Origin of the sequence: Paenarthrobacter sp. CCNWLY172, from assembly GCF_037402035.1 — a bacterium.
Lineage (GTDB): Bacteria > Actinomycetota > Actinomycetes > Actinomycetales > Micrococcaceae > Arthrobacter.
This window is the reverse complement of the sequence record NZ_JBBEGB010000005.1, coordinates 363359-388615: the sequence shown is the minus strand read 5'-3', so window position 1 is coordinate 388615 and position 25257 is coordinate 363359. Positions and strand designations below refer to the sequence as shown.

General features: G+C 64.3%; 26 protein-coding genes. 5 read left to right on the top strand and 21 right to left on the bottom strand.

What is annotated here, in order from left to right; translation table 11 throughout:
• Window positions 1–2: 2 nt before the first annotated feature.
• Entirely contained in the window at window positions 3–785 is a 783-nt protein-coding gene (locus tag WBN73_RS10510; RefSeq protein ID WP_337340047.1) for a VOC family protein, read from the top strand.
• Here WBN73_RS10510 and WBN73_RS10505 read toward each other — a convergent pair whose 3' ends face one another.
• Together WBN73_RS10505 and WBN73_RS10500 are read right to left on the bottom strand one after the other, a co-directional pair.
• Window positions 786–1670: a PaaX family transcriptional regulator gene (locus tag WBN73_RS10505; RefSeq protein ID WP_207595455.1), complete on the bottom strand. Its 885-nt coding sequence runs from the start codon at window positions 1668–1670 to the stop codon at window positions 786–788.
• A gap of 85 nt (window positions 1671–1755) precedes the next feature.
• Window positions 1756–2136 (bottom strand): hypothetical protein, encoded by a 381-nt coding sequence (locus WBN73_RS10500; RefSeq protein WP_280624766.1) that lies wholly within the window; start codon window positions 2134–2136, stop codon window positions 1756–1758.
• A 172-nt stretch (window positions 2137–2308) separates the two neighbouring features.
• Here WBN73_RS10500 and WBN73_RS10495 point away from each other — a divergent pair, with 172 nt between their 5' ends.
• Window positions 2309–2842, top strand: a complete 534-nt coding sequence (locus WBN73_RS10495; RefSeq protein ID WP_089596882.1) for a hypothetical protein — start codon at window positions 2309–2311, stop codon at window positions 2840–2842.
• A gap of 109 nt (window positions 2843–2951) precedes the next feature.
• On the opposite strand, the gene WBN73_RS10490 is transcribed toward WBN73_RS10495, so the two are convergent.
• Genes WBN73_RS10490 through WBN73_RS10460 form a run of 7 tightly spaced genes read right to left on the bottom strand, consistent with a single transcriptional unit; the run spans window position 2952 to window position 11155 of the window.
• Complete coding sequence (locus tag WBN73_RS10490; RefSeq protein ID WP_337340048.1) at window positions 2952–3368, bottom strand: acyl-CoA thioesterase; 417 nt, start codon at window positions 3366–3368, stop codon at window positions 2952–2954.
• Window positions 3369–3376: 8 nt separating this feature from the next.
• Window positions 3377–4735: an MFS transporter gene (locus WBN73_RS10485; protein WP_207595458.1), complete on the bottom strand. Its 1359-nt coding sequence runs from the start codon at window positions 4733–4735 to the stop codon at window positions 3377–3379.
• A gap of 2 nt (window positions 4736–4737) precedes the next feature.
• Window positions 4738–7128: a bifunctional salicylyl-CoA 5-hydroxylase/oxidoreductase gene (locus tag WBN73_RS10480; RefSeq protein ID WP_337340049.1), complete on the bottom strand. Its 2391-nt coding sequence runs from the start codon at window positions 7126–7128 to the stop codon at window positions 4738–4740.
• A gap of 15 nt (window positions 7129–7143) precedes the next feature.
• Window positions 7144–8838, bottom strand: coding sequence for an AMP-binding protein (locus tag WBN73_RS10475; protein WP_337340050.1), 1695 nt, complete (start codon window positions 8836–8838; stop codon window positions 7144–7146).
• A 58-nt stretch (window positions 8839–8896) separates the two neighbouring features.
• Window positions 8897–9769 carry an acyl-CoA thioesterase gene (locus WBN73_RS10470; protein ID WP_337340051.1) on the bottom strand — a complete coding sequence of 291 codons (873 nt, stop codon included), beginning with the start codon at window positions 9767–9769 and terminating at the stop codon, window positions 8897–8899.
• Window positions 9770–9772: 3 nt separating this feature from the next.
• Entirely contained in the window at window positions 9773–10255 is a 483-nt protein-coding gene (locus WBN73_RS10465; protein ID WP_207595462.1) for a cupin domain-containing protein, read from the bottom strand.
• Between the two features lie 33 nt (window positions 10256–10288).
• Window positions 10289–11155, bottom strand: coding sequence for a fumarylacetoacetate hydrolase family protein (locus WBN73_RS10460; RefSeq protein WP_337340052.1), 867 nt, complete (start codon window positions 11153–11155; stop codon window positions 10289–10291).
• A 135-nt stretch (window positions 11156–11290) separates the two neighbouring features.
• On the opposite strand from WBN73_RS10460, the gene WBN73_RS10455 reads away from it, so the two are divergent.
• Both WBN73_RS10455 and WBN73_RS10450 read left to right on the top strand, forming a co-directional pair.
• Entirely contained in the window at window positions 11291–11689 is a 399-nt protein-coding gene (locus WBN73_RS10455; RefSeq protein ID WP_091463971.1) for a RidA family protein, read from the top strand.
• A gap of 41 nt (window positions 11690–11730) precedes the next feature.
• Window positions 11731–12075, top strand: coding sequence for an iron chaperone (locus WBN73_RS10450; protein ID WP_280624783.1), 345 nt, complete (start codon window positions 11731–11733; stop codon window positions 12073–12075).
• 11 nt (window positions 12076–12086) lie between these two features.
• Here WBN73_RS10450 and WBN73_RS10445 read toward each other — a convergent pair whose 3' ends face one another.
• The 12 genes from WBN73_RS10445 to WBN73_RS10390 form a co-directional block, all read right to left on the bottom strand.
• A complete protein-coding gene (locus WBN73_RS10445; RefSeq protein WP_207595466.1) occupies window positions 12087–12890 on the bottom strand; it encodes an IclR family transcriptional regulator domain-containing protein in 804 nt (267 codons plus the stop codon).
• Window positions 12891–13036: 146 nt separating this feature from the next.
• Complete coding sequence (locus tag WBN73_RS10440; RefSeq protein ID WP_337340053.1) at window positions 13037–13705, bottom strand: 3-oxoacid CoA-transferase subunit B; 669 nt, start codon at window positions 13703–13705, stop codon at window positions 13037–13039.
• Between the two features lie 2 nt (window positions 13706–13707).
• Complete coding sequence (locus WBN73_RS10435; RefSeq protein ID WP_178993081.1) at window positions 13708–14394, bottom strand: 3-oxoacid CoA-transferase subunit A; 687 nt, start codon at window positions 14392–14394, stop codon at window positions 13708–13710.
• Window positions 14395–14406: 12 nt separating this feature from the next.
• The gene (locus WBN73_RS10430) at window positions 14407–15621 is read right to left on the bottom strand and encodes a thiolase family protein (RefSeq protein WP_337340054.1); all 1215 of its coding nucleotides are present in this window, start codon (window positions 15619–15621) and stop codon (window positions 14407–14409) included.
• A gap of 37 nt (window positions 15622–15658) precedes the next feature.
• Window positions 15659–16090: a 4-carboxymuconolactone decarboxylase gene (gene pcaC / locus WBN73_RS10425; protein WP_207595470.1), complete on the bottom strand. Its 432-nt coding sequence runs from the start codon at window positions 16088–16090 to the stop codon at window positions 15659–15661.
• A complete protein-coding gene (locus WBN73_RS10420) occupies window positions 16087–16890 on the bottom strand; it encodes an alpha/beta fold hydrolase (protein ID WP_337340055.1) in 804 nt (267 codons plus the stop codon). Before WBN73_RS10420 ends, pcaC begins: the two co-directional genes overlap by 4 nt.
• Complete coding sequence (locus tag WBN73_RS10415) at window positions 16883–18322, bottom strand: lyase family protein (protein ID WP_337340056.1); 1440 nt, start codon at window positions 18320–18322, stop codon at window positions 16883–16885. The genes WBN73_RS10420 and WBN73_RS10415 overlap by 8 nt, the downstream gene beginning before the upstream one ends.
• Window positions 18319–18909, bottom strand: a complete 591-nt coding sequence (pcaG, locus tag WBN73_RS10410) for a protocatechuate 3,4-dioxygenase subunit alpha (RefSeq protein WP_207595473.1) — start codon at window positions 18907–18909, stop codon at window positions 18319–18321. The genes WBN73_RS10415 and pcaG overlap by 4 nt, the downstream gene beginning before the upstream one ends.
• Before the next feature lie 4 nt (window positions 18910–18913).
• Window positions 18914–19792 carry a protocatechuate 3,4-dioxygenase subunit beta gene (gene pcaH / locus WBN73_RS10405; RefSeq protein WP_207595474.1) on the bottom strand — a complete coding sequence of 293 codons (879 nt, stop codon included), beginning with the start codon at window positions 19790–19792 and terminating at the stop codon, window positions 18914–18916.
• A 54-nt stretch (window positions 19793–19846) separates the two neighbouring features.
• Window positions 19847–21721 carry a bifunctional sugar phosphate isomerase/epimerase/4-hydroxyphenylpyruvate dioxygenase family protein gene (locus WBN73_RS10400; RefSeq protein ID WP_337340057.1) on the bottom strand — a complete coding sequence of 625 codons (1875 nt, stop codon included), beginning with the start codon at window positions 21719–21721 and terminating at the stop codon, window positions 19847–19849.
• Window positions 21721–22626 carry a shikimate dehydrogenase gene (locus WBN73_RS10395; RefSeq protein ID WP_337340058.1) on the bottom strand — a complete coding sequence of 302 codons (906 nt, stop codon included), beginning with the start codon at window positions 22624–22626 and terminating at the stop codon, window positions 21721–21723. The genes WBN73_RS10400 and WBN73_RS10395 overlap by 1 nt, the downstream gene beginning before the upstream one ends.
• Window positions 22627–22829: 203 nt before the next feature.
• Window positions 22830–23600, bottom strand: a complete 771-nt coding sequence (locus WBN73_RS10390) for an IclR family transcriptional regulator (protein WP_207595477.1) — start codon at window positions 23598–23600, stop codon at window positions 22830–22832.
• A gap of 205 nt (window positions 23601–23805) precedes the next feature.
• Between WBN73_RS10390 and WBN73_RS10385 the strand changes: the two genes are divergently transcribed.
• Window positions 23806–25143: an MFS transporter gene (locus tag WBN73_RS10385; RefSeq protein WP_207595478.1), complete on the top strand. Its 1338-nt coding sequence runs from the start codon at window positions 23806–23808 to the stop codon at window positions 25141–25143.
• The last annotated feature ends 114 nt before the right edge of the window (window positions 25144–25257 follow it).

Here is a 25257-nt window from a genome sequence, read left to right as displayed (position 1 = left end):
CCATGTCCACCAAGATTTCGAGCTGGCCCGCCGCAACCCCCATGTGGGTGGACCTGGGTGTTGACGACCTTCATGCCGCGAAGACTTTCTATGCAGACCTTTTTGGTTGGGAATTCGTGTCAGGTGGCGTGGAATCCGGCGACTACGTCCTGGCTCATCTGAGGGGCCGCGCCGTGGCCGGAATGGGCCCCAAACAAAATCCCGGCATGCCCACAGCCTGGACCACCTTCCTGGCCTCTGACGATGTTGACCTCACGGCGAAAAAGATCGGCACGGCCGGAGGGCAACTCCTGGCCCCGCCCTTTGATGTCATGGAGTCCGGCCGCATGGCCCTGGCCACCGACAGTGTCGGTGCGGCGTTCGGCGTCTGGCAGGCCGGCACCCACATCGGCGCTGAACGCGTCAATGAGCACGGCTCCCTGTGCTGGAATGAACTTCACACCCGCAACTATTCCGCGGCCCGCTCCTTCTACTCGGAGGTCTTCGACGTCAGCTACCAGGATGTCACCGAAGAGGGCCTGGTCTACTCCACCTTCCGCCGCCCTTCGGACGGCCGGGAAGTGGGCGGGATGCAGCACGACACCGCACTTCCAGAAAACGCGCCCACCCACTGGATGACCTGGTTCGCCAGCGATTACGTGGCGGGGACGGCAACCCGGGCCGTCGAGTTGGGCGCAACCCTGCTGGGCCCCGTGGCGGAAACCACCCTGGGCCGGATGGTGGTGATCCGGGCGCCGCAGGGCGAAGTGTTCGGCGTCATCGACGCACCGCGGACCAGCGACTAATCAGGCTGCTGCGGGGTCCAGGGCTTCCGCGATGACCTCGTGCGCGTGGGCCGCGGCCAAGGGTGCCGCCAGACGATGAACTGCCTGGAACGTCCTCCGCACCGCCGGACCGTGCCATTCCGGCGGAAGGTAGTCGGTGGGGAGGTTCGGGTCGCGGTACGGGAACTTACGCCACATGGTGAGCATGGGAATGTAATAGCGGAAGGCGTCACGGCGCAGCTCTTCGGTGGAATCAGCCAGCGCCCTCTCGGGATCGTCGCCTACCTTCTCCGTCCATTGCTGCTCCGCACCTTCGTACAGCCCAAGGAACTCGGTGAATTGCTCATCGAGCTCCTTGAGGTCCCACCATTCCGAGATCTTGGGTCTCATGGGGCCGTCAAAAACGTAGTCGCTCCGGAACAGGTCCACGAACTCAATGAGCCCCCCGGCGGTAAGCCGCTCCCGGGCTTGCTCCAGCTTGTGGGCCGGCGCGATCCACACCCCGTTGGCCACCGAACCGAACCCCAGGGCCAGCAGCGCGGAACGGAGCTGGTGACGGCGGTTGCGCATGGATTCCGGCACTGAGAAAACAGCAAGGACCCACGTGTCCACCGGGGCTGGCGGTTCCGGTGCGAAGATCCGCCGGTCACCCTCACGGAACACATCGCTGATGGACTCGGAGATCTTGTACTTGGCGATTCCACCCTCGCGGACACTCTTCAGCACGCCCTTGGCCTTGAGCCTGGAGACCGACGACCTTACACCCGGAGCGTCATAACCGAGCGAACCCAGCATGGAGATCAGCGCAGAAACCGGCAAAGCATCGCCCGCGTTCCGGCCATAGAGGCCGAAGATCGTAACGAGCAACTGCTGGTGGCGCACCGGGGGTGCCGGGACGGCGAACATCGAAGGATCCTCATTTCCGCGCCCCCAATCAGGCGCCAGTCCAGTTCATCATAGGTGCGGTGATGGTCCCCGCCGATGTTCCGGATCAGCCCAGCGAAAGAAGAAGGAAGAGGATTGCGAGTACCAGCGCCACAGGAGTCATGACGAAACGCTCGGGCTTGCTGCGTGAGATCGCATTCATGACGACGCCCAAGGTGAAGTAGCCGGTGAGGACCCACATGAAAACCCCGGTAAAGGATTGGTTGACCAGCACCGGCACGAGGCCGGCCTGCGCCAAAGCCGTATAGCCGAAGAGGGCGTACAGCAGGATGGAGACGATGCTTCCGATCCTCAGTTTCCGCGGCAGGACGTCATGCTGTCCGCCCCAAGCGAATCGTCCAATAGGCGCGCCAGCAACCAAAGCCACTTGGAAAACGGCCAAACAACCAAGGATTATGCACGCGAGAATCGCGTAGAGCTGCTCCACCGGCTAAGCGTAACCGCCCGGCGCCGCACCGTCCGCGAACCTGACATGAACGCGGAACGAAAAATCCATTGCGACTGGCCGCATCTTTGTAAGCATGCTTACTATAGATGGACGCTGTTCGAGGCCCCACGCCTCACAAGGTTCTTTCCGTATCAACGACAGGAAGCACATCATGGCAGGAAATCTCGTAGCCCGTTCCCTTCACGACCTCACCGCCGCGGCATGGTTCGGCGGCTCGCTGATGGGGGCCATCGGACTGAACGGTGCCGCAGCAGAAGCCAAGGATCCCACCGAGCGCACCCGCCTCTCAAGCAAAGGCTGGGGTAAATGGGCTCCCGTTCAGACAGCAGCGTTCGCCGGACATCTGGCCTCGGATCTGGCCATCGCCTGGGAGAACAAAGGCCGGATCGCCAAGCAGGACAACGTGGCCGCAAACACTGTCTACAAGACTGTGGTGACTTTGGCGGGAGCTGCCGTCACCTTGTACGCAGGTGTTGTGGGCAAGAAGGTGGATGAGCTCTCGGGCGAGGGCGCTGAGGGTGCCACCGAACCCCGCGCCGGCGCGTCTGACGAGTTGAAGGCCGCCCAGACGCAGCTGAAGGCGCTCCAGTGGGCCATTCCTGCATTCGCTGCCTGGGTGATCATCCTTGGTGCCAAGCACGGCGAGATGCAGCGGCCCAAGAACATTCTGAAGGGCCTGCGCTAGCCACCCGCCCCGCGCACCCCACCCCGCGAAAACCCCCAGCCCTCGCTGGGACGGCAGTAGGTGACAGTCCCAGAATCCGGCCTTGTCACCTACTGCCATTTCGGCGGGGCTATTCGGTAATTCGCCCGGCACGTTCCGCCTTGACGGCGCGGACCAGATGTTCCGGCCAAGGCTGCGCCGACGTCGCGCCTTGGGGGACATACGCGGTGGTGACCGTCCCGTACGCGGCGACATCACCGGCGTCGGACGTTACCTCGAAAGCCAGCGTCAGCGAGGTTCGGCCAAGCGCACTGACCTTCACGGTGGCGGTGATGCGCTGGCCGAACCACAGTTTGGCCTTGTAATTAACCACCTGCTGGACGCGGGGAGCGCTGGGGAAATAGTCCGGCAACTCCAGCGAACGGAAGAGCTCGGCCTCCGCAGCCTCAACCCAGCGCAGGACGGCCGAGTTGTGCTGGTGTCCGGAGGCGTCGGTGTCCACCCATTCCACCGTCCGCTCGACGCACGCCTCCGGAAACGTTTCCATGCTGGCTCCTAGCGGGCGCTGACGGTGGCGTCGTCGGGATCAACGTCGACGACGCCGACGGGCACCTCAGGCTGTGGTTTGGGAATCATCGCCACAGCACCGGCTGCCAGTACTGCGATGCCGGCGAAGATCGCAAAGTTGGCCTCGAAAGGCAACTTGGAGCCTGCGATCCAGCCGCCGATCAACGGCCCGGAGATGGCACCCAGACGGGCGAAACTCAGGGCCCAGCCCGTTGCCGTGCCACGGACCTTGGCCGGGTAGTAGTCGGCGATGTACCCGGTGAGCACCAGTGACGTGGAGATGGAACCGACACCGGCGAAGGCGACGAACAGCAGGTTGACCACCATGGTGTTCGGGAAGACAAGCAGCATGATGCCCAAGCCGCCCAGAATGTAGAACACCACCAGGATGAGCTTCTTGCCGTACTTGTCTGCGGCACGGCCCAGGAGCAGGCCACCGATCGCGGAAGCAAGGCTGAAGACCAAGAGGAAGGTCAAGGAAGATCCGAGGTCATAACCGGCCTTCTTCATGATGCTTGGCAGCCAGGTGTTCAGGCCATAGACGAGGACCAGGCCGCAGAAGAGCGAGATCCAGAAGAACACCGTGGAGCGCAGGTACTTTCGCGAGAACATGGTGGTGATGGTTTTCCACCAAGGATCCGCCTGTACACCTGCTTTGGGAGCCACGGCAACAACAGGCGTGTAGTTGGAGATGTTCAGCTTGGTGGCCAGTGCCTTGGCCTCGGTCTTGCGGCCCTTGGATTCCAGGAATTCCAATGACTCGGGGAGGAACTTCCAGATGATCGGAATCAGCACCACTGGTGCTGCGCCGATGGCGACGACGGCACGCCAGCCACCCATGGGGAGGACGAACAGGGCGGCCAGCGCAGCTGCGACGATGCCCAGTGAGTAGCCGGAGTACATGAGGCCGTAGTTGTAGGAGCGCTTGTTAGGCGCCGAGTATTCAATGGTGAGGGCCGCTGCCACCGGGATGACACCGCCCATGCCTAAACCACCGATGAGCCGGAACAGTCCGAAGAGCTCCGGTGTCGGAGCCCAGGCAGCACCGGCCTGGGTGAGCGTGAAGATGGCCATGGAGGCCAGGAGCATCTTCTTGCGTCCCACGAGGTCGCTGAGCGTACCGATGAAAAGGGCACCAATAAGCATGCCAATCAAGGCATATGAGCCCAGGCCGCCCAAGGCCAGCGGGCTGAGGTTCCATTCCTTGTACTCGGCAAGTGCCGGAAGGATGGCTCCGAGGACGCCGACGTCGTAACCCTCGGCGAGGATCGCGAGCCAGCAGCAGAACAACACCAGGCCGGTGGTCTTCTTGGGCACGTTCCAGTTGTTGACGGGTGCGGTGGCCATGGCTACTTCACCAAAACCGATGCGGCGGCGGACTCGGGGGTCCAGCGGAGGTGGGTATTGGCCTCTTCGATGTCCGCTTCCTTCAGCAAGGACAGACGCGGACGAACGGCGTCAGTGCGGGAGCTGGGTGGTTTCCGGCGACCGGCACGGAACTGCGGGATCCAGTCAGCGCCGGGCCCTTGGTACTCCTGCTCGGCGGCGGCGTGGAGGGTCCACTGGGGATCGTAAAGGTGCGTGCGGCCCAACGCGATAAGGTCCGCGCGGCCTGCGAGGAGGATGGAGTTCACGTCGTCGTAGGTGGAGATGGCGCCGACGGCGATTACCGCCACGCCTGCCGGTACGGCCACTTCCTGACGGATGCGGTCCGCGAACGGTGTCTGGTAGCTGCGGCCGAAGGCGGGCTTCTCTTCTTTGGCGACCTGACCGGTGGAGACGTCCAAGCCGGCAGCGCCGTGTGCCACGAAGGCGCGGGCGATTGCCACGGAATCGTCGGAAGTGTTGCCACCCTCGATCCAGTCAGTCGCGGAGATGCGCACCGTCACCGGCTTGCCGGCGGGCCACGCCGCGCGAACGGCGTCGAACACTTCCAGCGGGAACCGCAGCCGGTTCTCCAGGCTGCCGCCGTATTCGTCGGTCCGCTTGTTGGACACCGGCGAAAGGAAGGAGGACAGCAGGTAGCCGTGGGCAGCGTGGATTTCGAGGAGGTCGAAGCCTGCCTCGTCGGCGCGGACCGTGGAAGCGACGAACTCCGCCTTGATGGCGTCCATGCCGGCGCGATCCAACTCCACGGGAGTCTGGTTCTCCGTGCTGTACGGCAGGGCTGAGGGCCCGACGGTGGTCCAGTTGCCGGACTCGAGCGGCTGGTCGATGCCTTCCCACATGAGCTTGGTGGAACCCTTGCGGCCTGAATGACCCAACTGGGCACCGATCTTGGCGGTGGAACGGCTGTGGACGAAGTCCACGATTTCCTTCCAGCTGTCACGCTGTTCGTCCGTGTACAAGCCGCTGCAGCCGGGGGTGATCCGGCCTGCTGCGGAGACGCAGACCATTTCGGTCATGACCAGGCCGGCACCGCCCAGAGCTTTGGAGCCGAGGTGGACCTTGTGGAAGTCGCCCGGGATGCCGTCCGTGGCTGAGTACATGTCCATGGGGGAGACCACAATGCGGTTCTTCAGCTCCAGCCCGCCCACACGGAACGGCTGGAACATAGCCGGAGCCACCTCTGTGAGTCCCTGGGATTCTGCGAAGTCGCGGTCCACGGCGTCAGCGAACTCCGGGTCACGCAGGCGCAGGTTTTCCTGCGTGATGCGGCGGCTGCGGGTCAGCAGGTTGAAGGCGAACTGGGTGGGGTCCTGGTCCTTGTACTGCCCGATGCGCTCGAACCATTCAAGGGATGCCTGCGCGGCACGCTGGGTGGATGCGACCACAGGCCGCCGTTCGGCTTCGTATGCCGCCAGTGCGGATTCAACATCCGGGTGCTCATGCAAGCAAGCGGCCAGCGCCAACGAGTCCTCCATGGCCAGCTTGGTGCCGGACCCGATGGAGAAGTGGGCAGTGTGGGCCGCGTCGCCCAGCAGCACTACGTTGTTGTGGCGCCAGTTCTCGTTGCGGACCGTGGTGAAGTTGATCCACTTGGAGTTATTGGTCAGGACCTCGTAGCCGTTGAGTTCCTCGGCAAAGATCTCGCGGATCTTGGCGATGGCCTTCTCATCCGAGACACCGGGAGGGAAGACCTCGTTGGCGGTCTCGTCGAAGCCCGCGGCGTGCCACACGTCCTGGTGCATTTCCACAATGAACGTGGAGCCCTCATCCGAGTAGGGGTAACCGTGGATCTGCATGACGCCCCACTCTGTTTCCTTCACGAAGAACTTGAAGGCCTCGAATACCTGGTCCGTACCAAGCCACATGAACTTGTTGGTCCGCAGGTCCAGGTTTGGCTTGAACGAGTCAGCGTACTTGGCGCGAATCTGCGAGTTGATGCCGTCCGCGGCAAGAACAAGGTCATAGTTGGCTTCGAGTTCCTCAACAGCAGGAGCCAAGGTGCTGAAGCGCACGTCCACGTTCAGTTCGATGCAGCGGCGCTGCAGCAGTTCCAGCAATTCCTTGCGGCTCATGGCAGCGAAGCCCTGTCCGCCCACCGTGATCATCTGGTCACGGAAGTGGATGTCGATATCGGACCAGCGGGCGAAACGGCGGCTCATGTACTCGGCCACCACGGGATCGGCGTTGCCGATGCCGCCCAGGGTCTCATCGGAAAAGACGACGCCGAAGCCAAAGGTGTCGCTGGCAGCGTTGCGTTCCCAGAGAGTGATGTTGTGGGACGGATCCAGCTGCTTCATCAGGGCGGCGAAGTACAGGCCACCGGGGCCGCCTCCAACAATTGCGATTTTCATGGATGTTGCTCCTTCTCAGGCCTGGCTCTGGCCGGCGGGGGTAAGTTGTTCGGTCTGGCTCGCGTTCGTGGTGGCATCCTCGGTGAGGACCTTGTCGCGGAGCTTAAAATGCTGGAGCTTACCGCTGGGATTGCGCGGAAGTTCGGTGACGAAGCGGACGTCCCGTGGGTACTTGTACGGGGCGATGGTTTGCTTTACGAAGTCCTGGATTTCCTTGCGCTTCGCGGCGTCGCCGGTGACGCCTTCACGCAGGACAATGAACGCGCAGACGATGCTCCCGCGCTCCTCGTCCGGAACTCCGATCACGGCGTTTTCCACGACGTCAGGGTGCTGGTCGATGGCCGTCTCAACCTCTGGAGCGCCGATGTTGTAACCGGAGGAGACGATCATGTTGTCCGAGCGGGCCTGGTAGGTGAAGTAGCCGTCAGCGTCCATGGAGAACGTGTCTCCCGTGACGTTCCACCCGCGGACCACGTAATTCGCTTGGCGGGCGTCGTCCAGGTAGCGGCAGCCGGTAGGGCCAATCACGGCGAGGCGGCCGATGGTGTCCGGGCCGAGTTCGTTGCCGTCGTCGTCCAGGATGGTGGCCCGGTATCCCGGCACAGCGCGGCCCGTGGTTCCCGGACGGATGTCGTCGCCGGCAGCGGAGATGAACACGTGCAGCATTTCCGTGGCACCGATCCCGTTGACCAACCGCAGCCCGGTGGCCTGGTGCACGGCCTCCCACGTTTCTTTTGAAAGGTGCTCTCCGGCGGAAACGGCGATGCGCAGGCCACGGAGGAGGTCGCCGCGCTGCTCCTTCAGGATGGCGCGGTACGCAGTGGGGGCGGTGAACAAGATGGTGGCCCCGGCTTGCGAGGCGTGCTCCGCCAGTTCCACAGGTCCTGCCTTTTCGGTCAAGAGCGACGACGCCCCAAACCGGAGGGGGAAGACCACCAAACCGCCCAGCCCAAAGGTGAAGGCCAAGGGTGGCGAACCGGCGAAGACGTCCTCCGCGGTGGGCTGCAGGATGTAGCGGGCAAAGGTATCTGCGTTGGCCAGGATGTCCCGGTGGAAGTGCATGGTCACCTTGGGCACCCCGGTGGTGCCCGACGTCGGACCCAGCAAGGCAACGTCGTCGGAGGCTGTGTCCACTGCCGTGAACTTGCCGCTCTTGTGCTCGCAGCGGGAGGCGAGGTCGCCGTCGTCGTCGAATCCGTTACCGGCGCCGTACGTCAGGACGGTGAGGTCGTCCCCGGCAGCAATGGCGAGCTCGTCCACAAACCGGTGGTCCGAAATGGCGACCGTCGGCTTTGTGAGTTGGATGAGCGTGGCCACCTCGGTGGAGCGCAGCATAGGCATGGTGGTGACCACTACGCCGCCGGCCTTCAGAACGCCCAGCCAGGCAGCGACGATCCACGGATTGTTGGGGCCGCGCAGGAGCACGCGGTTTCCGGGAACAACACCGAGGTCCTCGGTGAGGACCTGGGCCACCTGGTTGGATCGCTTCTGGAGCTGACCGTAGGTCCAGACCGAGCCGTCGGGGGTCCACAGGGCCGGGCGGTCCGCGCCGTACTGGTCGACAGCGTCGTCGATCAGCACAGCGGCAGCGTTGAGCCGTTCCGGGTAGTGGAGTTCGGGGAGGGTGAATTCAAGCGCAGGCCAGGTATCGGCGGGCGGCAGGTGGTCGCGGGTGAACGTGTCCACGTGGGCCGATGGCAACATGCTCATGGCCGTTCCTTTCAGTGGTGCGTCGTTGAAGCTGATGGTTGGGGAGGAAGAAAACTCTTTAGGCGCCGGCGCGGATCATGCCCTCCTGGGCCACGGTGGCGAGGAGCCTTCCTTGCAGGTCGAAGAAGCGGCCCATGGCAAGGCCCCGGTTGCTCTGGCCGGAGATGGCTTCCTGGACATATAAGACCCATTCGTCCGCACGCCCGTCCCGGTGGAACCACATGGAGTGGTCAAGGCTGGCGGTGGCGAGTCGGGGGCTGGACCAGTTCAGTCCGTTGACCCGGAGCAGCGGCTCCAAAATCGTGTAATCGCAGACGTAGGCGAGGGCCGCGCGGTGGAGGTCGGCGTCGTCGGGCAAGGCATCAAAGGCTTTGACCCAGATGGCTTGCTGAGGCACCGCACCGCCTTCAAGCTCGATGTATACCGGGCCGGGAATATGCCGCATATCGAAGCTACGACCGGTGGACCAATAGTCTGCGGCCGCTCCCTCGGTCCCGTCCAGCGCTTCCGCTGCCGTCCGCAGCGATTCAGGCTCGACGGCGGCAGGCGCCTCAGGCTGGAAGTCCGGCCCGTCCTCGGGAACCTGGAAGGAACCCATCGCGGCATACACGGGCTTGCCGTTCTGGAAGCCGCGAACGGTGCGGGTGGAGTACCCGCGGCCGTCCCTCAGGCGCTCCACTTCGTACCGGACACTGGAACCGATATCCACCGGACGCATGAAGTAGCTGTGCATCGAATGCAGAGTTCTGTCAGCATCAACGGACCGCATCATTGCGGCCGCTGCCTGTGCCACCATGTCTCCACCGTAGGCTTTTGGCCACGGCACGTACTGGGTGGTTGCTTCATACGCTTCATCGAATACTTCGGCCGTTGCCGGCGTGAGCTCGATGGCCTTCAGGAAGGTCTCCGACGTTAGGGTTCCAGTGATCATGACTTAGGCCCGGCGGTAGTCGGCGAGGGTTTCGTCGGCAACGTCTTCGAGGTTGACCACGAGGTTCTCCGGCGTACGCGCGGTGAGCCAGACCAGTTCTTCCGTGACGGACATGTTGGCTTCTACGTGGGGCATGAAGGGCGGCACGAACACCCAGTCGCCGGCCTTCATGTCGATGAATTCCGAGTAGTCCTCGCCGAAGTAGATGCGGCCGTGGCCCCGGAGTACGTAGCCGCCGGTTTCGGCCTCACCGTGGTGGTGCGGCAGTGAGCGGTATCCGGGGGTGTTGGATACCTGGCCGAACCAGATCTTGGTTGCCGGAGTGTGCTGGATGCTCACACCGGAGACGCGGATGCAGTCACCGGACTGGGCGGTATTCGTGTCTTCGGCGCCTGCGCGGGTGACAACGGGAACAACCTTGCCGTCAGCCTGGGCATAGATGGAGTTGTCGCCTTCGAGGCGGTATTCGGTGGTGGTCTGGCTCATGGGTTTGTCTCCTTTGGTGTGGTGTGACGTTTCTTAGGCGGGGACTGCGACAGGCGCGTGGATCCGGAACGTGTTTTCCAGCCGGCCGATCCCGTCGATCTCGGTGGCGAGGACGTCTCCGTCCTTGAGGAAGCGGGGCGGGGTCATCCCCATGCCCACTCCCCCGGGCGTGCCCGTGAGGACAAGGTCGCCAGGACGCAGGATGGTGAACTGCGAAATGTAGGACAAGAGCTGCGCCGGGCCGAACACCAAGGTGCTGGTGTTTCCGTGCTGGACGAGCTCTCCGTTGACGTACCCACGGACGTTGAAGCCCTCGACGTCATGGGGGCCGGATTCATCCGCAGTGACCATGACCGGCCCTACCGGAGTGGTGCCGTCCCAGGCTTTACCTTGGAACCACTGCAGCGTCCGGCTCTGCCAGTCGCGCATGGAGACATCGTTGGCCACGGAGTACCCGGCGATGGCCTCACGGGCTTGGCCTTCGTCCGCGTGGAACAGTTCAGAACCGACGACGACGGCGAGCTCGGCTTCCCAGTCGACGCGGCCGCTGCCGTGGACTTCCACAGCGTCGTTTGCGCCCACCAGGGTGTCCGCGTACTTGGCGAACAGCGTGGGGTACTCCGGAAGGTCGCGGCCCATTTCCTGGATATGGTCCCCGTAGTTCAGGCCGCAGCAGATGACCTTGCCGGCCCGGGGAAGTAGTGGGGCGAGGTCCGCGTCAGCCGCTGCTATCACGGTCTGGTCCGTGGATGCAGCGGCCTCTTCCACCACAGAACGCCACTCCGGCTGGGCCAGGAGCGCCCCAACGTCTGTGGCGGGCAGCGCGAGGTAAGAGTCGGCGCCCGTAGCGAGTGCCGCCGTCGTACCTCCGTTGGCCGTGCGCAAGGTGGCGAGTTTCATTGCAGGTTCCCTTCGAGTTTTACGATGTGTCGACTTTTTTACGATCGTCACATATGCTCAACGTAGCACGGCGGAAATGATCTGCACAGAGGCTTTCCAAAAGTTTTTGCAGTTGCCACAACGAGGAGGAACAGCATGAGCCACCAGACGATCAACCCGGAATCGCTGCCCAAGCCATCAGGCTTCGCGCACGGCATTCTTGCCGGCAACACAGTTTTCCTGGGTGGACAGACGGCCCTGGACAAGAACATGAACATTGTTCCCGGCGGCATCGTGGAGCAGTTCACGCAGGCCTTCTCCAACGTGATCACCACGCTGCGTGAAGCCGGTGGAGAACCCGAGGATTTGGTCAACGTGACCATTTACCTCACGGACGTGGACGACTACATGGCCAACGGCCGCGAAATCGGACGCATCTGGCGCGAGATGGCGGGATCGCAGTATCCGGCAATGGCTGGCATCGGTGTCACACGGCTGTGGCAGAAGGAGGCCCTGATCGAAATCCAGGGCATCGCGGTCATTCCCGAGCGCTGAGCCTCTGGCCGTACCGGGCGCCTGTGGTGAACCATGTCCCTATGGGAACTGTCACCGAATACTTGGAGAACGTCAGCGAGGCCAACCGCGGGATCCTTGAACGGATTGTGGGGATCGCCCGCGAGCTCGCGCCGGAGGCCGAGGAAGGCGTCAGCTACGGGATGCCCGCGCTGCTGGTTGATGGCAAGGGCTTCCTGAGCGTGCAGGAAACCAAGAAGCACCTGGCACTGTATCCGTTCAGTGGGCAGATCCTGCCTGAGATGTCGGAAGAGCTGGGCGGCTACTCATGGTCGCCGGGGACGCTGCGGTTTTCGGCGGACAACCCCGTCCCGGACTCGCTGGTGCGGCGGATCCTGGAGACGCGGCTGGCTTCGATCCGGAAGTAGGTTGTGACGGCCTAGTGCTTCGCCGAGACGTCCTGCGAGATGGCGTTGGCCGTGGCCACCACTTCCTGCCGCACTGCATCGAGGTACTTCTCCGGATCCGGCTGGGCTGCTACCGCCTGGGCCTGAAGGGACACGTTGATCGCAGCCACATTATCGCCATTGTTGTGGTTCCACACCGGCGCGGCGATGGACATCAGCCCGATCTCCAGCTCCTGGTCCAGCAGGCACCAGCCTTGCGTACGGACGCGTTCGACGGCGGCCCTCAGGTCGGGGACGCTGGCGACGGTTCGCGGCGTGAGCGGGGTGAGTTCCGCCGTCGTGAGGTAAGCCTCCAGCTTGGCCTGCGGCAGGCCGGCGAGCAAGACGCGGCCCATGGAGGTGGCGTAAGCGGGGAAGCGGGTGCCGACCGTGATGCCGACATTCATAATCCTGCGGGTGGCGACACGGGCCACGTAGAAGATGTCCGGTCCGTCCAGGACCGCGGCGGACGTGGACTCCCCCAGTTTCAGGCTCAGTTGCTCCAAGTGCGGCTGGGCCAACTGCGGCAGGGACAGCGCCGACAGGTAGGAGTAGCCAAGCTGCAGCACCTTGGCCGTGAGGGCGAAGGTCTTGCCGTCGGTGCGGACGTAGCCGAGCTCCACCAGGGTGTGCAGGAACCTCCGGGCCGTGGCGCGCGTCAGGTCAGTACGGGCGGCGACTTCGCTGAGGGTCATCACCGGGTTGTTCGCATCGAACGCCCGGATCACTGCGAGACCCCGGGCCAACGACTGGACGTACTGGTCGCTGGCCTGCGGGGTAACTGCGGAGTCGGTCATGGTTACCAATCCTAGGGTGCGTTGCGGGCCCCGCAACGAGAGGGCCGAACTTGCGGGGCCTACTCTGCAGGGTTAGCACCCCGGAAACCCTGCGCAGCGGGCCTCGCAACGAGGAGCCCGAATTTGCGGGGCCTGCTCTGCCTTTGTTAGGCCGACTTTTTCAACGGCAGCGGTACGAGCTCCTGAATTTCTTCGAAAGTGCAGCCGAACGTCTCGCGGACGGTGACGCCGTCGGGGCCTGTCAGGAAGACGGCTTTGTCTGTGTACACGCGGGTGACGCAGCCGACGCCGGTCAGCGGGTAGGTGCACTGCTCCACGAGCTTGGACACGCCCTCGCGCGTCAACAAAGTCATCATCACGAAGACGTCCTTGGCGCCGGTGGCAAGGTCCATTGCGCCACCTACGGCCGGGATGGCGTCCGGGGCGCCGGTGTGCCAGTTGGCGAGATCACCGGTGGCGGAGACCTGGAAGGCGCCGAGGACACAGATGTCCAGGTGCCCGCCGCGCATGATCGCGAACGAGTCGGCGTGGTGGAAGTATGAGGCACCGGGCAGCTCGGTGACGGGGATCTTGCCGGCATTGATTAAGTCACCATCGACGTCACCGCCCTCAGCTGCCGGGCCCATGCCGAGCATCCCGTTCTCCGTGTGGAGCGTGACGTTTTGTTCCTCGGTGAGGTAGTTGGACACGAGCGTCGGCTGGCCGATGCCCAGGTTCACGAAGGAACCCGGGGCGATGTCGCGGGCCACCAGCTGGGCGAGTTCGTCGCGGCCCAGCGGCTTCTCGGACGTCTGGATGCTTGTCTGGGTGCTCATGCTCAGGCCACCTTTTCTTTTGTTCCGGCAGAATCGACGCGGACCACACTGTTGACGTAAATGCCCGGGGTCACTACGTTTTCCGGATCCAGGGAACCGGTGGGCACGATCTCCGAGACCTGCACAATCGTGTGCTTGGCCGCGGCAGCCATGATGGGCCCGAAGTTCCGGGCGGTCTTGCGGTACACGAGGTTGCCCTTGCCGTCGGCCTTGAGTGCCTTGATGAGGGCAACGTCGGCGTGGATCGGTGTCTCGAACACCTGCCACTTCCCGTCCAGCAAACGGGTTTCCTTGCCCTCCGCCAAGGTGGTCCCGTACCCGGTGGGCGTGAAGAACCCGCCAATTCCGGCGCCGGCTGCGCGGATGCGTTCGGCCAGGTTGCCCTGCGGGACAAGTTCCAGCTCGATTTCGCCGGCGTGGAACTTGGCGTCGAAGTGCCAGGAATCGGACTGCCGAGGGAAGGAGCAGATCATCTTGCGGACCCGGCCTTCCTTGATCAGCAACGCCAAGCCCTGGTCGCCCTGGCCGGCGTTGTTGTTGACCACGGTCAGGTCCTTGGCACCGCAATCCATCAGGGCGTCGATGAGTTCGAACGGCTGCCCGGCGTTGCCGAAGCCACCGATCATCACCGTGGATCCGTCCTTGATGCCGGCGACAGCCTCGCCCACAGTGTCAATGAAGTTCAACATGACCAGCCCTTTCTATGCCGACGCGCCGGCAGTGACGTTTTCGAGCACCACGGCCAGTCCTTGGCCCACGCCGATGCAGATCGCTGCAACGCCCCAGCGCTGCCCGGAAGCCTGCAAGGAACGGGCCAGCGTGCCAAGGATGCGGGTACCGGAGGCACCGAGCGGGTGGCCCATCGCGATCGCGCCGCCATGGCGGTTCACGATTGCGGGGTCGATCCCCCACGCGTCAACGCACGCCAGCGACTGCGCGGCGAACGCCTCGTTAAGTTCGACGGCGCCAACCTGGTCCCAGCCGATGCCCGCCTTAGCGAGGGCCTTGTTCGCCGCTTCAACCGGGGCGAATCCGAAGAACTGGGGATCATTGCCATGCGCGCCGCGGCCGGCAATGCGGGCGAGGGGCTCCAGGCCCAGCATCCCAGCAGCCGCTTCCGAACCGATCCACGCAGCCGAAGCACCATCAGACAACGGCGAGGCATTCCCGGCGGTGACCGTACCGCCGTCGGGCCCCGACGACTCAGGCCGGAACACCGTCTTCAACCCGGCCAGCTTCTCCGCCGATGATCCGGCACGGATGCCCTCATCACGGACCAGATCAGTGCCCGGAACCTGCGACACCAAAGAATCGTAGAAGCCTCCGTTCCACGCAGCGTCGGCCAGATTGTGCGAATCAGCCGCAAAAGCATCCTGCCGCTCCCGGGTGATCCCGTACTTCTCGCGCAGCCGCTCTGTGGCCTCACCCAGGGAGATGGTCCAGTCCTTGTTCATCGCCGGGTTCACCAAACGCCAACCCAGCGTGGTGGAAGCGAGGGTCATATCCCCGGCCGGGTAGGGCTTGGAGGTCTTTGGCAACACCCACGGCGCACGGCTCATGGATTCGGCACCGCCTACCAGCATGAGGTCGGCGTCGCCGGCGTTGATCTGCCGCGAAGCGATGATCGCCGCGTCCAGGGACGAGCCGCACAGCCGGTTGACCGTGGTGCCCGGGATGGAAACGGGCAAGCCAGCCAACAGGGTAGCCATGCGGGCGACGTTGCGGTTTTCCTCGCCGGCACCGTTGGCGTTGCCGAACACCACCTCGTCGATCCGCTCAACATCCAGCCCCGGCGCCCGGCGAACAGACTCACGGACCACGTGGGCGGCAAGGTCATCGGGACGGACAGCGGCAAGGCCGGAGCCGAACTTGCCAAAGGGCGTGCGCACGGCGTCGTACACAAAAGCCTGGTTCATGGGTTTCTCTTTCGTTCTTCCCACCTGGGTGGGGGACTTAGTTGGGTTCGTTGGCGTCCAGGTCAGCGAATACTTTCTGGGCCGTCTTGAAGGCCGAATTGGCCGACGGAACACTGCAATAAATGGCGGTCTGCAGCAGGATTTCCTTGATCTCGTCCCTGCTGAGGCCGTTGTTGAGGGCCGCCCGGACGTGCATGGCGAGCTCCTCCCAGTGACCGTGGGCCACCAGTGCTGTGAGGGTGACCGCGGATCGCATTTGCCGGCTGAGGCCGGGTCGCGTCCAGATGCCACCCCAGGCGATCCTGGTGATCATGTCCTGGTAGTCCTCGGTAAAAGAATCCTTGGTGGCGTTGGCCCGGTCCACGTGCGCATCGCCCAGCACTTCCCGGCGGACCACCATGCCGGCGTCGTAAATGTCCTGGGCGGTAGCGTCGGGCTGTACGGCGCCGTTGTGGTCGGAAGTAGTCACAGTCCGTTCTCCTTCATGAAGGTGCGCATCAATTCCGCCACGGCGGCGGGCGCCTCGGCGGGGGCGAGGTGGGCGACGCCGTCGAGCGCTACAGCCCGGGCGGTACCGCCGCCTGCGGTAATACCGGCGGCAACAGCTTCGGCGAACGACGGCGGAGCAACAGAATCTTCGACGCCGGCGATCGCCAGCGTGGGGACGGTGATGCTGCCGAGCTGCTCGCGGACGTCGAACGACGCCAGGGCTTCGCAGCAGAACGAGTAGCCGAAGCGGTCGGCGTCGCGCAGGGCGTGCAGGAGGCGACTGCTGATGTCCGGCTGGCGGTCCATGAATCCGGGCGCAAACCAACGCTCCGCGGAGCCTTGGATCATCACAGGCGTGCCCAGTTTGCGAACGGTCTCCGCGCGTTCCAGCCAGCCTTCCGGGGTGCCGAGCTTGGCACCGGTGCACTGGACAGACAGGCTGCGGAGGCGGTCGCCGTGCTTGATCCCGAGCTGTAGGCCGGTGGCCCCGCCCAGGGAGACACCGGCGTAGTGGAACTTTGCGCCCGGCGAAACAGAGTCGACAAGATCGACGACGGCGTCCGCCAGTTCCGCGACTTCGAAACCTTCGGTGGTGGTCGGCGAGATGCCGTGGCCGGGGAGGTCCCAGCCGATGACGTCGTACTCGTCGCCCAGGAGGGCAGCGGTTTCCGTCCACAGCACAGTGGAGGTGCCCAGCGACGGGCCCACCACCAGGAGCGGCTTCGCTCCCAGTTCGCGCTGCGGGGAGAGCAGCACGGCCTTGACAGTTGGCTTAGCCACGAGTGGCTCCCTTCGATGAGGCTTCGATCCCTTTAGTGGGCGCTGCAAAGTGCGGGTACGCGGCGAGGATACGGCGGCTGATCTCACGCGCTTCGCCGAGGTAGCTCGCCGGATCCAGCAGCGCCTCAAGTCCGGCGTCCGAGAGCTGGTCCGCCGGAACGGTTTCGCGCAGCAGTTTGGTGTAAATGCGGGTCTGTTCGGCGGCGGCCGCCTTCAAGGTTTCGTCGACGACGGCCTGCAGCTTCTGCTTTCCTTCCTCACCCAGGAGCGGTGCGACGGCGGCCACCACCCCTTCGCTGAGGAGCAACGGCCCCGAGATGTCGAGGTTCCGGCGCATTGCGTCGGGGAAGACCCGGAGGCCTTCTGCGAGTTCGCGGAGGTGTCCCGCAGCGCCCATGGCCAAGGCGAGCAACTGGCGGAGGGCCGGCCATTCACTATGCCAGGCGCCGTCCGGCCGCTCGTCGTTGAAAGTTGCAGCCGCGAGATGGAGTTGCGATGCCAGCCCGGGAGCCTGCAACGCCGCACTGCGGATCAGCACCGACAAGACAGGGTTCTGCTTCTGCGGCATGGCCGAGGAAACTCCGCGTCCGGCCGCCAACGGTTCGCCAAGTTCGCCGACTTCCGGGCGGCTCAGGAACAGCAGGTCGGCAGCAATCTTGCCGAAGGAATCGATCAGTGCAGCGAGCCCGTCGCCGAGGGCAGTGATCGCGAGGCGGTTGGTGTGCCACGGAGCGGCAGCGGGTGCGAGGCCCAGTGCGGCGGCCAGCGCATCGGCCAGTGTGAACGGCGTCGCGGCCGATCCTGCAGTCAGCTTGGTACCCGAGGCCAGCGTTCCCCCAGCCCCACCAAACTGCACCGGCAACTCCAGGGACTCCAACCGCTCAGCAGCAGCGGCCACGCCCTGGAACCACTGGGCCGCCTTGAGCCCGAACGTGTACGGAAGCGCATGCTGCGTCAGGCTCCTGCCCACGCACAGCGTGTCCGCATGTTGCTCCGCCAAGGTAGCCAGCGCCGTCGTCGTGCCCTTGGCCTCTGCCAGCAACGCCGTAACGGTGCGGCTGGCGAGCAGCATGAGCGCGGAGTCGAGGACGTCCTGGCTGGTCAGCGAGGTGTGGACAGCGGAATTCGCGCCAACGCCGGCGGTATCCAACTCCCGGACCCGGGCCCGCAGATCACCGAGCAGGGGGATGACCGGGTTTCCGCCACCCTGGGCGCGTTCCGCTACCGAAAGAACGTCGTAAGAACCGGCATCGGCGGCTTCGGCCACCACGGCGGCGGATCCTGCGGGAGCCAGTCCCGCCTCCTCAAGGACGGCAGCCCAGGAGGCTTCGACGTCGAGGATTGCCGTGATCACGGCACGGTCGCCCGTCAGCGCCGCCACAGTGGGCGAGGCCGAGACGGGGCTGAGGAGGCCGAAGTCGCCGTTGGTCATGCCTGGTCCGTCGCCAGATCCAGCGAGCCGTCCTGCTGGAAATCCAGGAAGACGGTCTCGTCGCCACCCTGCAGGCGGATGTCCCAGGTGAGGCCACCGTCAGGATCGCGGCGGGCGATGAGCGTCTTGCGGCGCTCCGGGTCCAGGGAGCTCAGCAAAGGATCGTTGGCCAGGGCTTCCTCGTTCTCCGGCAGGTAGACGCGGGTGAAGAGGCGGTTCATGAGGCCACGGGCAAACACGGCCACGGAGATGAACGGTGCTGCGCCGGGTGCCGTGGGGCCGGGGTTGACGGTGGTGAACGTGTAGACGCCGGAGTTGCCCACGGAGCCACGGCCCCACCCGGTGAAGGTGTAGCCGTCGCGGACCAGGGAACCGGTGCGCTGGACGATGTTGCCGTCGGAATCCGGCTGCCAGATTTCCAGGATGGCGTCCGGAATGGCATCACCGGCGCCGTCGTACACGGTGCCTTGGAGGCGGATGCTGCCGGGGCTGCCGGGAGCCAGGAGTTCGTTGTCCTTGTTAAAGGGGAGGGCGTAGCCGTAGAAGGGTCCTACGGTCTGGCCCGGTGTGGGTGCCAGCTTGCTCATGCGCTTACTCCTCGTCCCCGGCGTCGCCGTATGCTTCGTTTTCGGTCCAGGTGCGCTTGGAACCGGTCAGGATGATGTCCCACTTGTAGCCGAGGGCCCACTCGGGGCTGGTGAGCTCATGGTCGTACTGGGCCACCAGGCGGTCGCGGGCATCCTGGTCCACGATGGACTGGTAGATGGGATCCAGCGGGAAGAGCTGGTCACCCGGGAAGTACATCTGCGTGACGATCCGCTGGGTGAACTCCGAACCGAACATGGAGAAGTGGATGTGCGCCGGGCGCCAGGCGTTCAGGTGGTTCTTCCACGGGTAGGCGCCGGGCTTGATGGTGGTGAAGCTGTACGAGCCGTCGTCACCGGTGATGCACCGGCCGACGCCGGTGAAGTTCGGGTCCAGCGGTGCGGGGTGCTGGTCGCGCTTGTGGATGTAGCGGCCTGATGCGTTGGCCTGCCAGATCTCCACCAGCTGGCCCGCCACCGGACGGCCATCACCATCGAGTACGCGGCCGGATACGATGATGCGCTCACCCTGCGGTTCGCCGTTGTGCTGGATGGTCAGGTCGGATTCCAGGGCGTGCACGTCCTGGTGTCCGAATGCCGGCGAGTAAAGCTCAATGGTCTCCGGGTCCGCGTGGTGCAGGCTCTTGGTGGGATGGCGCAGGATGCTGCTGCGGTACGGCGCGTAGTCCAGCCGCGGCATGGTCTCCGGTCCCTTGCCGTTCTTCAACGCCTCGGCGTAGCGGTCCCCGATGCCCTTGATCTCAGCACTGAGATCCGCTTGGGTTTCCACCTTCTTGGCTGGATGGGCGGCATTTGCGGCGTGTGGCTCAGCGGGCGGCACGAGTTCCTCGGATTCGAGCGCCTGTGCTGTCTGTTCTTGCGGCACGGCCGGCTCCTTTCGGTTGGTGGGTTCTCTTGGGTTTGCGGGGCGGCGGCGGGTTTACACCCGGTGGAGCGAGTCGTATTGGACGGCGTGGCGCACCGGGGCGTTGGGCGCCCCGTAGCCGTCGTAATTGCCGCGGCGCTCCACCATTTCGAAGAACACACTGCCCACGGTGGCGGTGTAGAAGTGGAGGAATTCGCCGTTGGCGTCCCGGTCATACAGGAGGTTGAGCTCCTTGAGGGTGGCCAGGAAACCGGGTTCAAGATCGAACCGGGCGTCCAGGTCCTCGTAATAGTTGGCCGGAATTTGCAGGAACTCAAGGCCTCTTTCTTGGGCGGAGCGGGCAGCCGCCACGAGGTCGTCCACGGCGAAGGCGATGTGTTCCTGGTACGTTTTACGGGCTGTTTGGGCCTGCTGCGCGGGCGCCAGGTTCAGGACCAGCCTGATCGCACCGTTGCTGGTCTCCATGACCTGCGAGCGCACCAGGCCATTGGGGCTGGGAACCTCAGCGAACGGCTGTGGTTCCAAAGCCAACGCGCTGGTGTAGAAGAGCACAGCCTCGTCAAAGTGTTGCCACGGCTGGGCCAGGTTGACGTGGTCAATCACTGCGTTCTGTGCGCTGGAGGCGTGCTCCTGGCCTTCGCCGAACTCGTGCGTCCACGCCGCGGTCCCATCCGGGCTGCCCTGGCAGAGGAAGATCTCGGTGGAGTCCGGTGCGGAGATGCCTTGGAAGACCTCCTCGTCCGCCTGGACCTTGCGGGCCACCACGGGAGCCTTGAGCTGCTGGGCGCGAGCGGAGGCAATCACTGGAGAGTCAACGTCGAATCCCAAAGCGGCAATGGCCGGTTCAGCGTTTTGTGCCGCCTGTTCGTTGATGATCACGCGCGCCTGTCCCATGGTCCACAGTTGGACGTCCTTGGTGCGGTGGCGGCCTTCGAACCCGAAGCCGAGCTGGCCCAGGAGCTTCTCCAGCTGCGCGGTGTCGTCAGCCTTGACCTCGGCGAAGTTGAAGCCGGCGGGTTCGTTCACCTTGGGCAGCGTGGCAAGTTCCATGGGATAACGACGGCGGGACGCGCTTTCGTTGCCGGCTGCTTCGGTTCCCGCGGGGCTGCTTGCAAGCCACTGGGCGCTCTGCTCCTCCAGCCAGATCAACGAACGCATGGCGTCAACGGCGGTGCGATCCGTGTCGGACTGCCGGAAGACGTCATTAAAGACTTCCAAGGAGACCGGCCCCGTGTAGCCGGCCCGGACGACGTGGCCCATGAACTTTGCGAGCTCGAACTGCCCTTCGCCCGGGAACACGCGGTAGTGGCGGCTCCAGGAGAGGACGTCCATGGAGAGCTTGGGGGCATCGGCAACCTGGACGAAGAAGATCTTCTCCGCGTTGATGTCCTCGATGGGCGCGGTGTCCCAGTCACGGGAGAGGATGTGGAAGGAGTCCAGGCAGGTGCCCAGGTTGGGGTGGTTCACCATCTCCACCAGGCGGTAGGCGTGCTCGTAGTCGTTGACATACTTGCCCCAGGCCAGCGCTTCGTAAGCAACGTTGACGCCGTGGGCCCCCGCAAGTTCGGCGAGTTCGGCCAGCTGCCCCGCCCTCAGCGCGTCATCGTCGATGGTTGCCGTGGCGACGTTGGAGCAGACCAGGATGGTGTCCATGCCCAGGCGTTCCATCAGGTTGAACTTGGCCTCGGCGCGCTTAAGGTTGGCCTTCAGCAAGTCCGGAGTGACGCCGTCGAAATCCCTGAACGGCTGGTACAAATCCAAGCCCAACCCGAGATCCGCCGCCATTTTCCGGACTTCTTCCGGACTGTGCGGCGAGGTCACAAGGTCCTGCTCGAAGATCTCGATTCCGTCGAAGCCAGCAATGGCGCAGGCCTGCATCTTCTCTTTCAAAGTGCCGGACAGGCAGACGGTGGCGATTCCTGTGCGCATCAGCGGCCTGCCTTCGCGAGTGCCGGGGCTGCTGCATCCTCGGCGGCGATCAGCTCCAGGAAGTGTGCGCGCATGCGGTCGCGGTCGGCATCCCGTCCGGTGATGAGCCTGAAGGCGTCGGACGCCTGGCCGACCGCCATCCGGCCGCCGTCGAGGACGTCGCAGCCCTTGGCGCGCGCTTCGCGGACCAGCTGGGTTTCGATGGGGCGGTAGACGATGTCCGCCACCCAGTGGCGAGGTTCCAGGAGATCGATGTCCAGCGGCAGGCCGGGGTGGGCGGCCATTCCGACCGGCGTGCAGTGCACCAGGCCGTCGGCAATGGGCATGATCTGCGGGAGTTCGTCGGTGCTCCGCGGCGTGACGGTGGCTTCGGGGAAGAGCCCGCCGAGCTCTGCGGCACGTTCCGCAGCACGCGCAGGATCCATGTCCACGAGGTCCAGCGTGCCGACGCCGGCTGTGAGAAGCGCGTAGGCCACGGCCGAGCCGGCGCCGCCTGCGCCCAGCTGGACCACGCGGTCCAGCGTCGCCCCGGGCAGCCCGTCGGCGAGCGCCGAGCCGAAGCCGGAGAAGTCGGTGTTGTGGCCAATAAGCCGACCGTCCCGAATCAAGACTGTATTGACGGCACCCAGGCGACGGGCGTCGTCGGAAATTTCATCAAGGTGCTCTAGCACCAGCTGCTTGCACGGGTGCGTGATGTTGAGGCCGTTGAAGCCCATGCGCTGGGCGGCAGTCAGGAGATCCCCGACGGCGGTGGCCGGCAACTCGAGTTCCAGCAGGTCGATGGGGCGGTACAGCAAGCGAAGGCCCTGCACATCGGCTTCGCGTTCGTGCATGGGCGGCGTGAGCGAGGGCATGACGCCTTCGCCTATGAGGCCCACCAGAACGGACTCGGCTCGGTTGCTCATCCTAAAGCTCCTTTGACTTCAGCACCGCGGGATTCGACGCCTTTTGGGGGCGCCGCCTGACCGGGTGTTCTTAGATTACTACAAGTGTTCATATTCCGCACGCATGTTCTTATCGCGAACATCTGCGAAGGGCACTCCCAACCAGGTAACAGATAACGCTCCACTGGGGGCTCATAGCGACAGTTGCTGTCACCTGGTTGGGATTAGCGCTGGGGCAGGCGGGCCGCGAGTTCAGCCGCAGCCTCCTGCAGGGTGGGCACGTGGGCGATCAGCTCCTCCATGGTCATGCGAAACACCGGCACGGCGACGGCCACCGAGGCGAAGGCGTGACCCTGCGAATTGAGGACGGGAACAGCGACGGCGCGCATGCCGATCTCATTCTCTTCGTCCATCACGGCGTAGCCCTGCCGCCGGACTTGCTCGATCTCCTCACGAAACGTGTCGCGATCGGTAATGGAATGCTGGGTGAGCGGATCCAGGGGGAGCTCCTCCAAGAGCCGCTTGCGCTCAATCTCATCCTCGAACGCCACGATCGCCTTGCCCACCGAAGTTGTATGGAGCGCCCCGAGATGGCCAGGGTCGCTGGTGACGCGGAAGGTCTTGGGGCCGTCCACCTTGTTGACCGTCAGATGGTGGTTGCCATCGCGAACGGAGAGGATGGTGGCCTCATGCGTGCGATCGGTAACCCGCTGCAGGACGGGCAGCGCAGTGGCGGCGAACCCATGGTGGTTCGATACCCGCTGACCGAGCTGGAAGACGCGCAAGCCCAAGTGATACCGGCGCCCGTCGGGCTCGTAATCCACAAAGCCATCGCGCGTCAGCGAGCCGAGCAGGCGGTATGTGGTGCTGAACGGCAGCCCGGCACTCCTCGCAAGATCCGCCGCACTGGCGCCGCGCGGCTCATCGCCCAGTAGTACCAACAAGCTCAGTGCCTTGCCGACCATGTCTGTCTTTGTGTCCTCTTTCACACTCATAGCTCGATGCTCTCACATAGTGAGAGCTATTTCTAGATGGTGGTGACTTCTCTTGACAAGTGACCCCACTCACAGCCACTATTGCTGTATTGCACAAGTAACTCTCACCATGTGGTTACTTGTCTGGGATTGACCGGCCGCACCTCGCTTGGGTCTCCCCACGAAAGCCAGATCCGCGACATCGTCGTCACAGAAGGAACCACCCATGAGCCAAACAATGCCGTCAGCGACGCCAGGCACTGAAACCGCCGCCGGAACCCCCAAAAAAGCCGCGCTTGCCAGCTTCCTGGGCAGCGCCGTCGAGTACTACGACTTCTTCATCTTCGGCTCGGCCGCGGCCCTGATCTTTCCCCACGTGTTCTTCCCGTCCGCCGATGCCAACGCGGCCATCATGTCCTTCGCGACGTTTGGCTTCGCTTATGTTGCCCGCCCCGTGGGCGCGGTGATCCTGGGCCACTTCGGTGACAGGATCGGCCGGCAGAAGGTGCTCATGTTCACCTTGGTCCTGATGGGTGCAGCTACCTTTGTGATCGGCTGTCTCCCCGACTTCAAGACCATCGGCTGGTGGGCGCCCGTCCTGCTGGTTCTGGCCCGTCTTTGCCAGGGCCTCTCGGCCGCCGGCGAGCAGGCTGGCGCCTCGTCCATGACGCTGGAGCACGCTCCGGACAACCGCCGCTCGTTCTTCACCTCGTGGACCCTCACCGGCACCCAGGGCGGCCAGATCCTGGCAGCGCTGGTCTTCATTCCTGTGGTGGCCCTGCCGGACGACATCAAGTACGGCATCGGCTGGCGTATTCCGTTCTGGTTGAGCGCTGTCGTGGTTCTGGTGGCGTTCTTTATCCGCCGCACGCTGCACGAGCCCCCGGCATTCGCAGAAGCCAAGAAGAACAACGAAATCTCCAAGCTCCCTGTTGCCGACCTGCTCCGCCTGCACTGGCGCGATGTCCTGCGCGTCGTCTGCTGCGCCTTCATCGCCGCAGTGAGCACCGTGTTCGGAACGCTCGCCATCAAGTACGCCCAGGACGTCGCCGGGGTCAACAGCACCATCACCCTGTGGCTCGTAGTTGTAGCCAACATCGTGGCCCTCGGAACACAGCCCCTGTTCGGCATGCTTTCGGACAGGATCGGCCGCAAGCCCGTCTTCATCTACGGCGCCCTTGCCAGCGCCGTCATGACCCCGGTCTTCCTGCTCACCTTGGAATCGGGCAATGTGCCGCTGATGTTCCTGGTGTCCGTGGTGTTCTTCTCCTTCGGGTACGCCGCTGCCAACGCAGTATGGCCGTCCTTCTACGGTGAAATGTTCAGCACCAAGGTCCGCTTCTCCGGCCTGGCTATCGGCACCCAGCTCGGCTTCCTCATGGCAGGGTTCGCCCCGGCAATCGTGACTGCACTGGGCGGAACCAAGCCCGGCGGGTGGGTGCAGATCTCCATCTTCACCGCCGTGATCTGCGTGATCGCAGCCGTCTCAGCCATGACGGCCCGCGAATCAGCCAAGACCCCAACTGCGGAGCTCGGCCTGCCCAAGCAAGCCCAGCACGCCTAAGCCCGACGCTTCTTCCCAGTGAGCTGGGACCAAGGCAGCGAAAACCCGGACTGTCACGAGACATTCCGGGTTTTTGCTTGCCCTAAACCTGAGGGCTTATGGCAACGGGGAAGG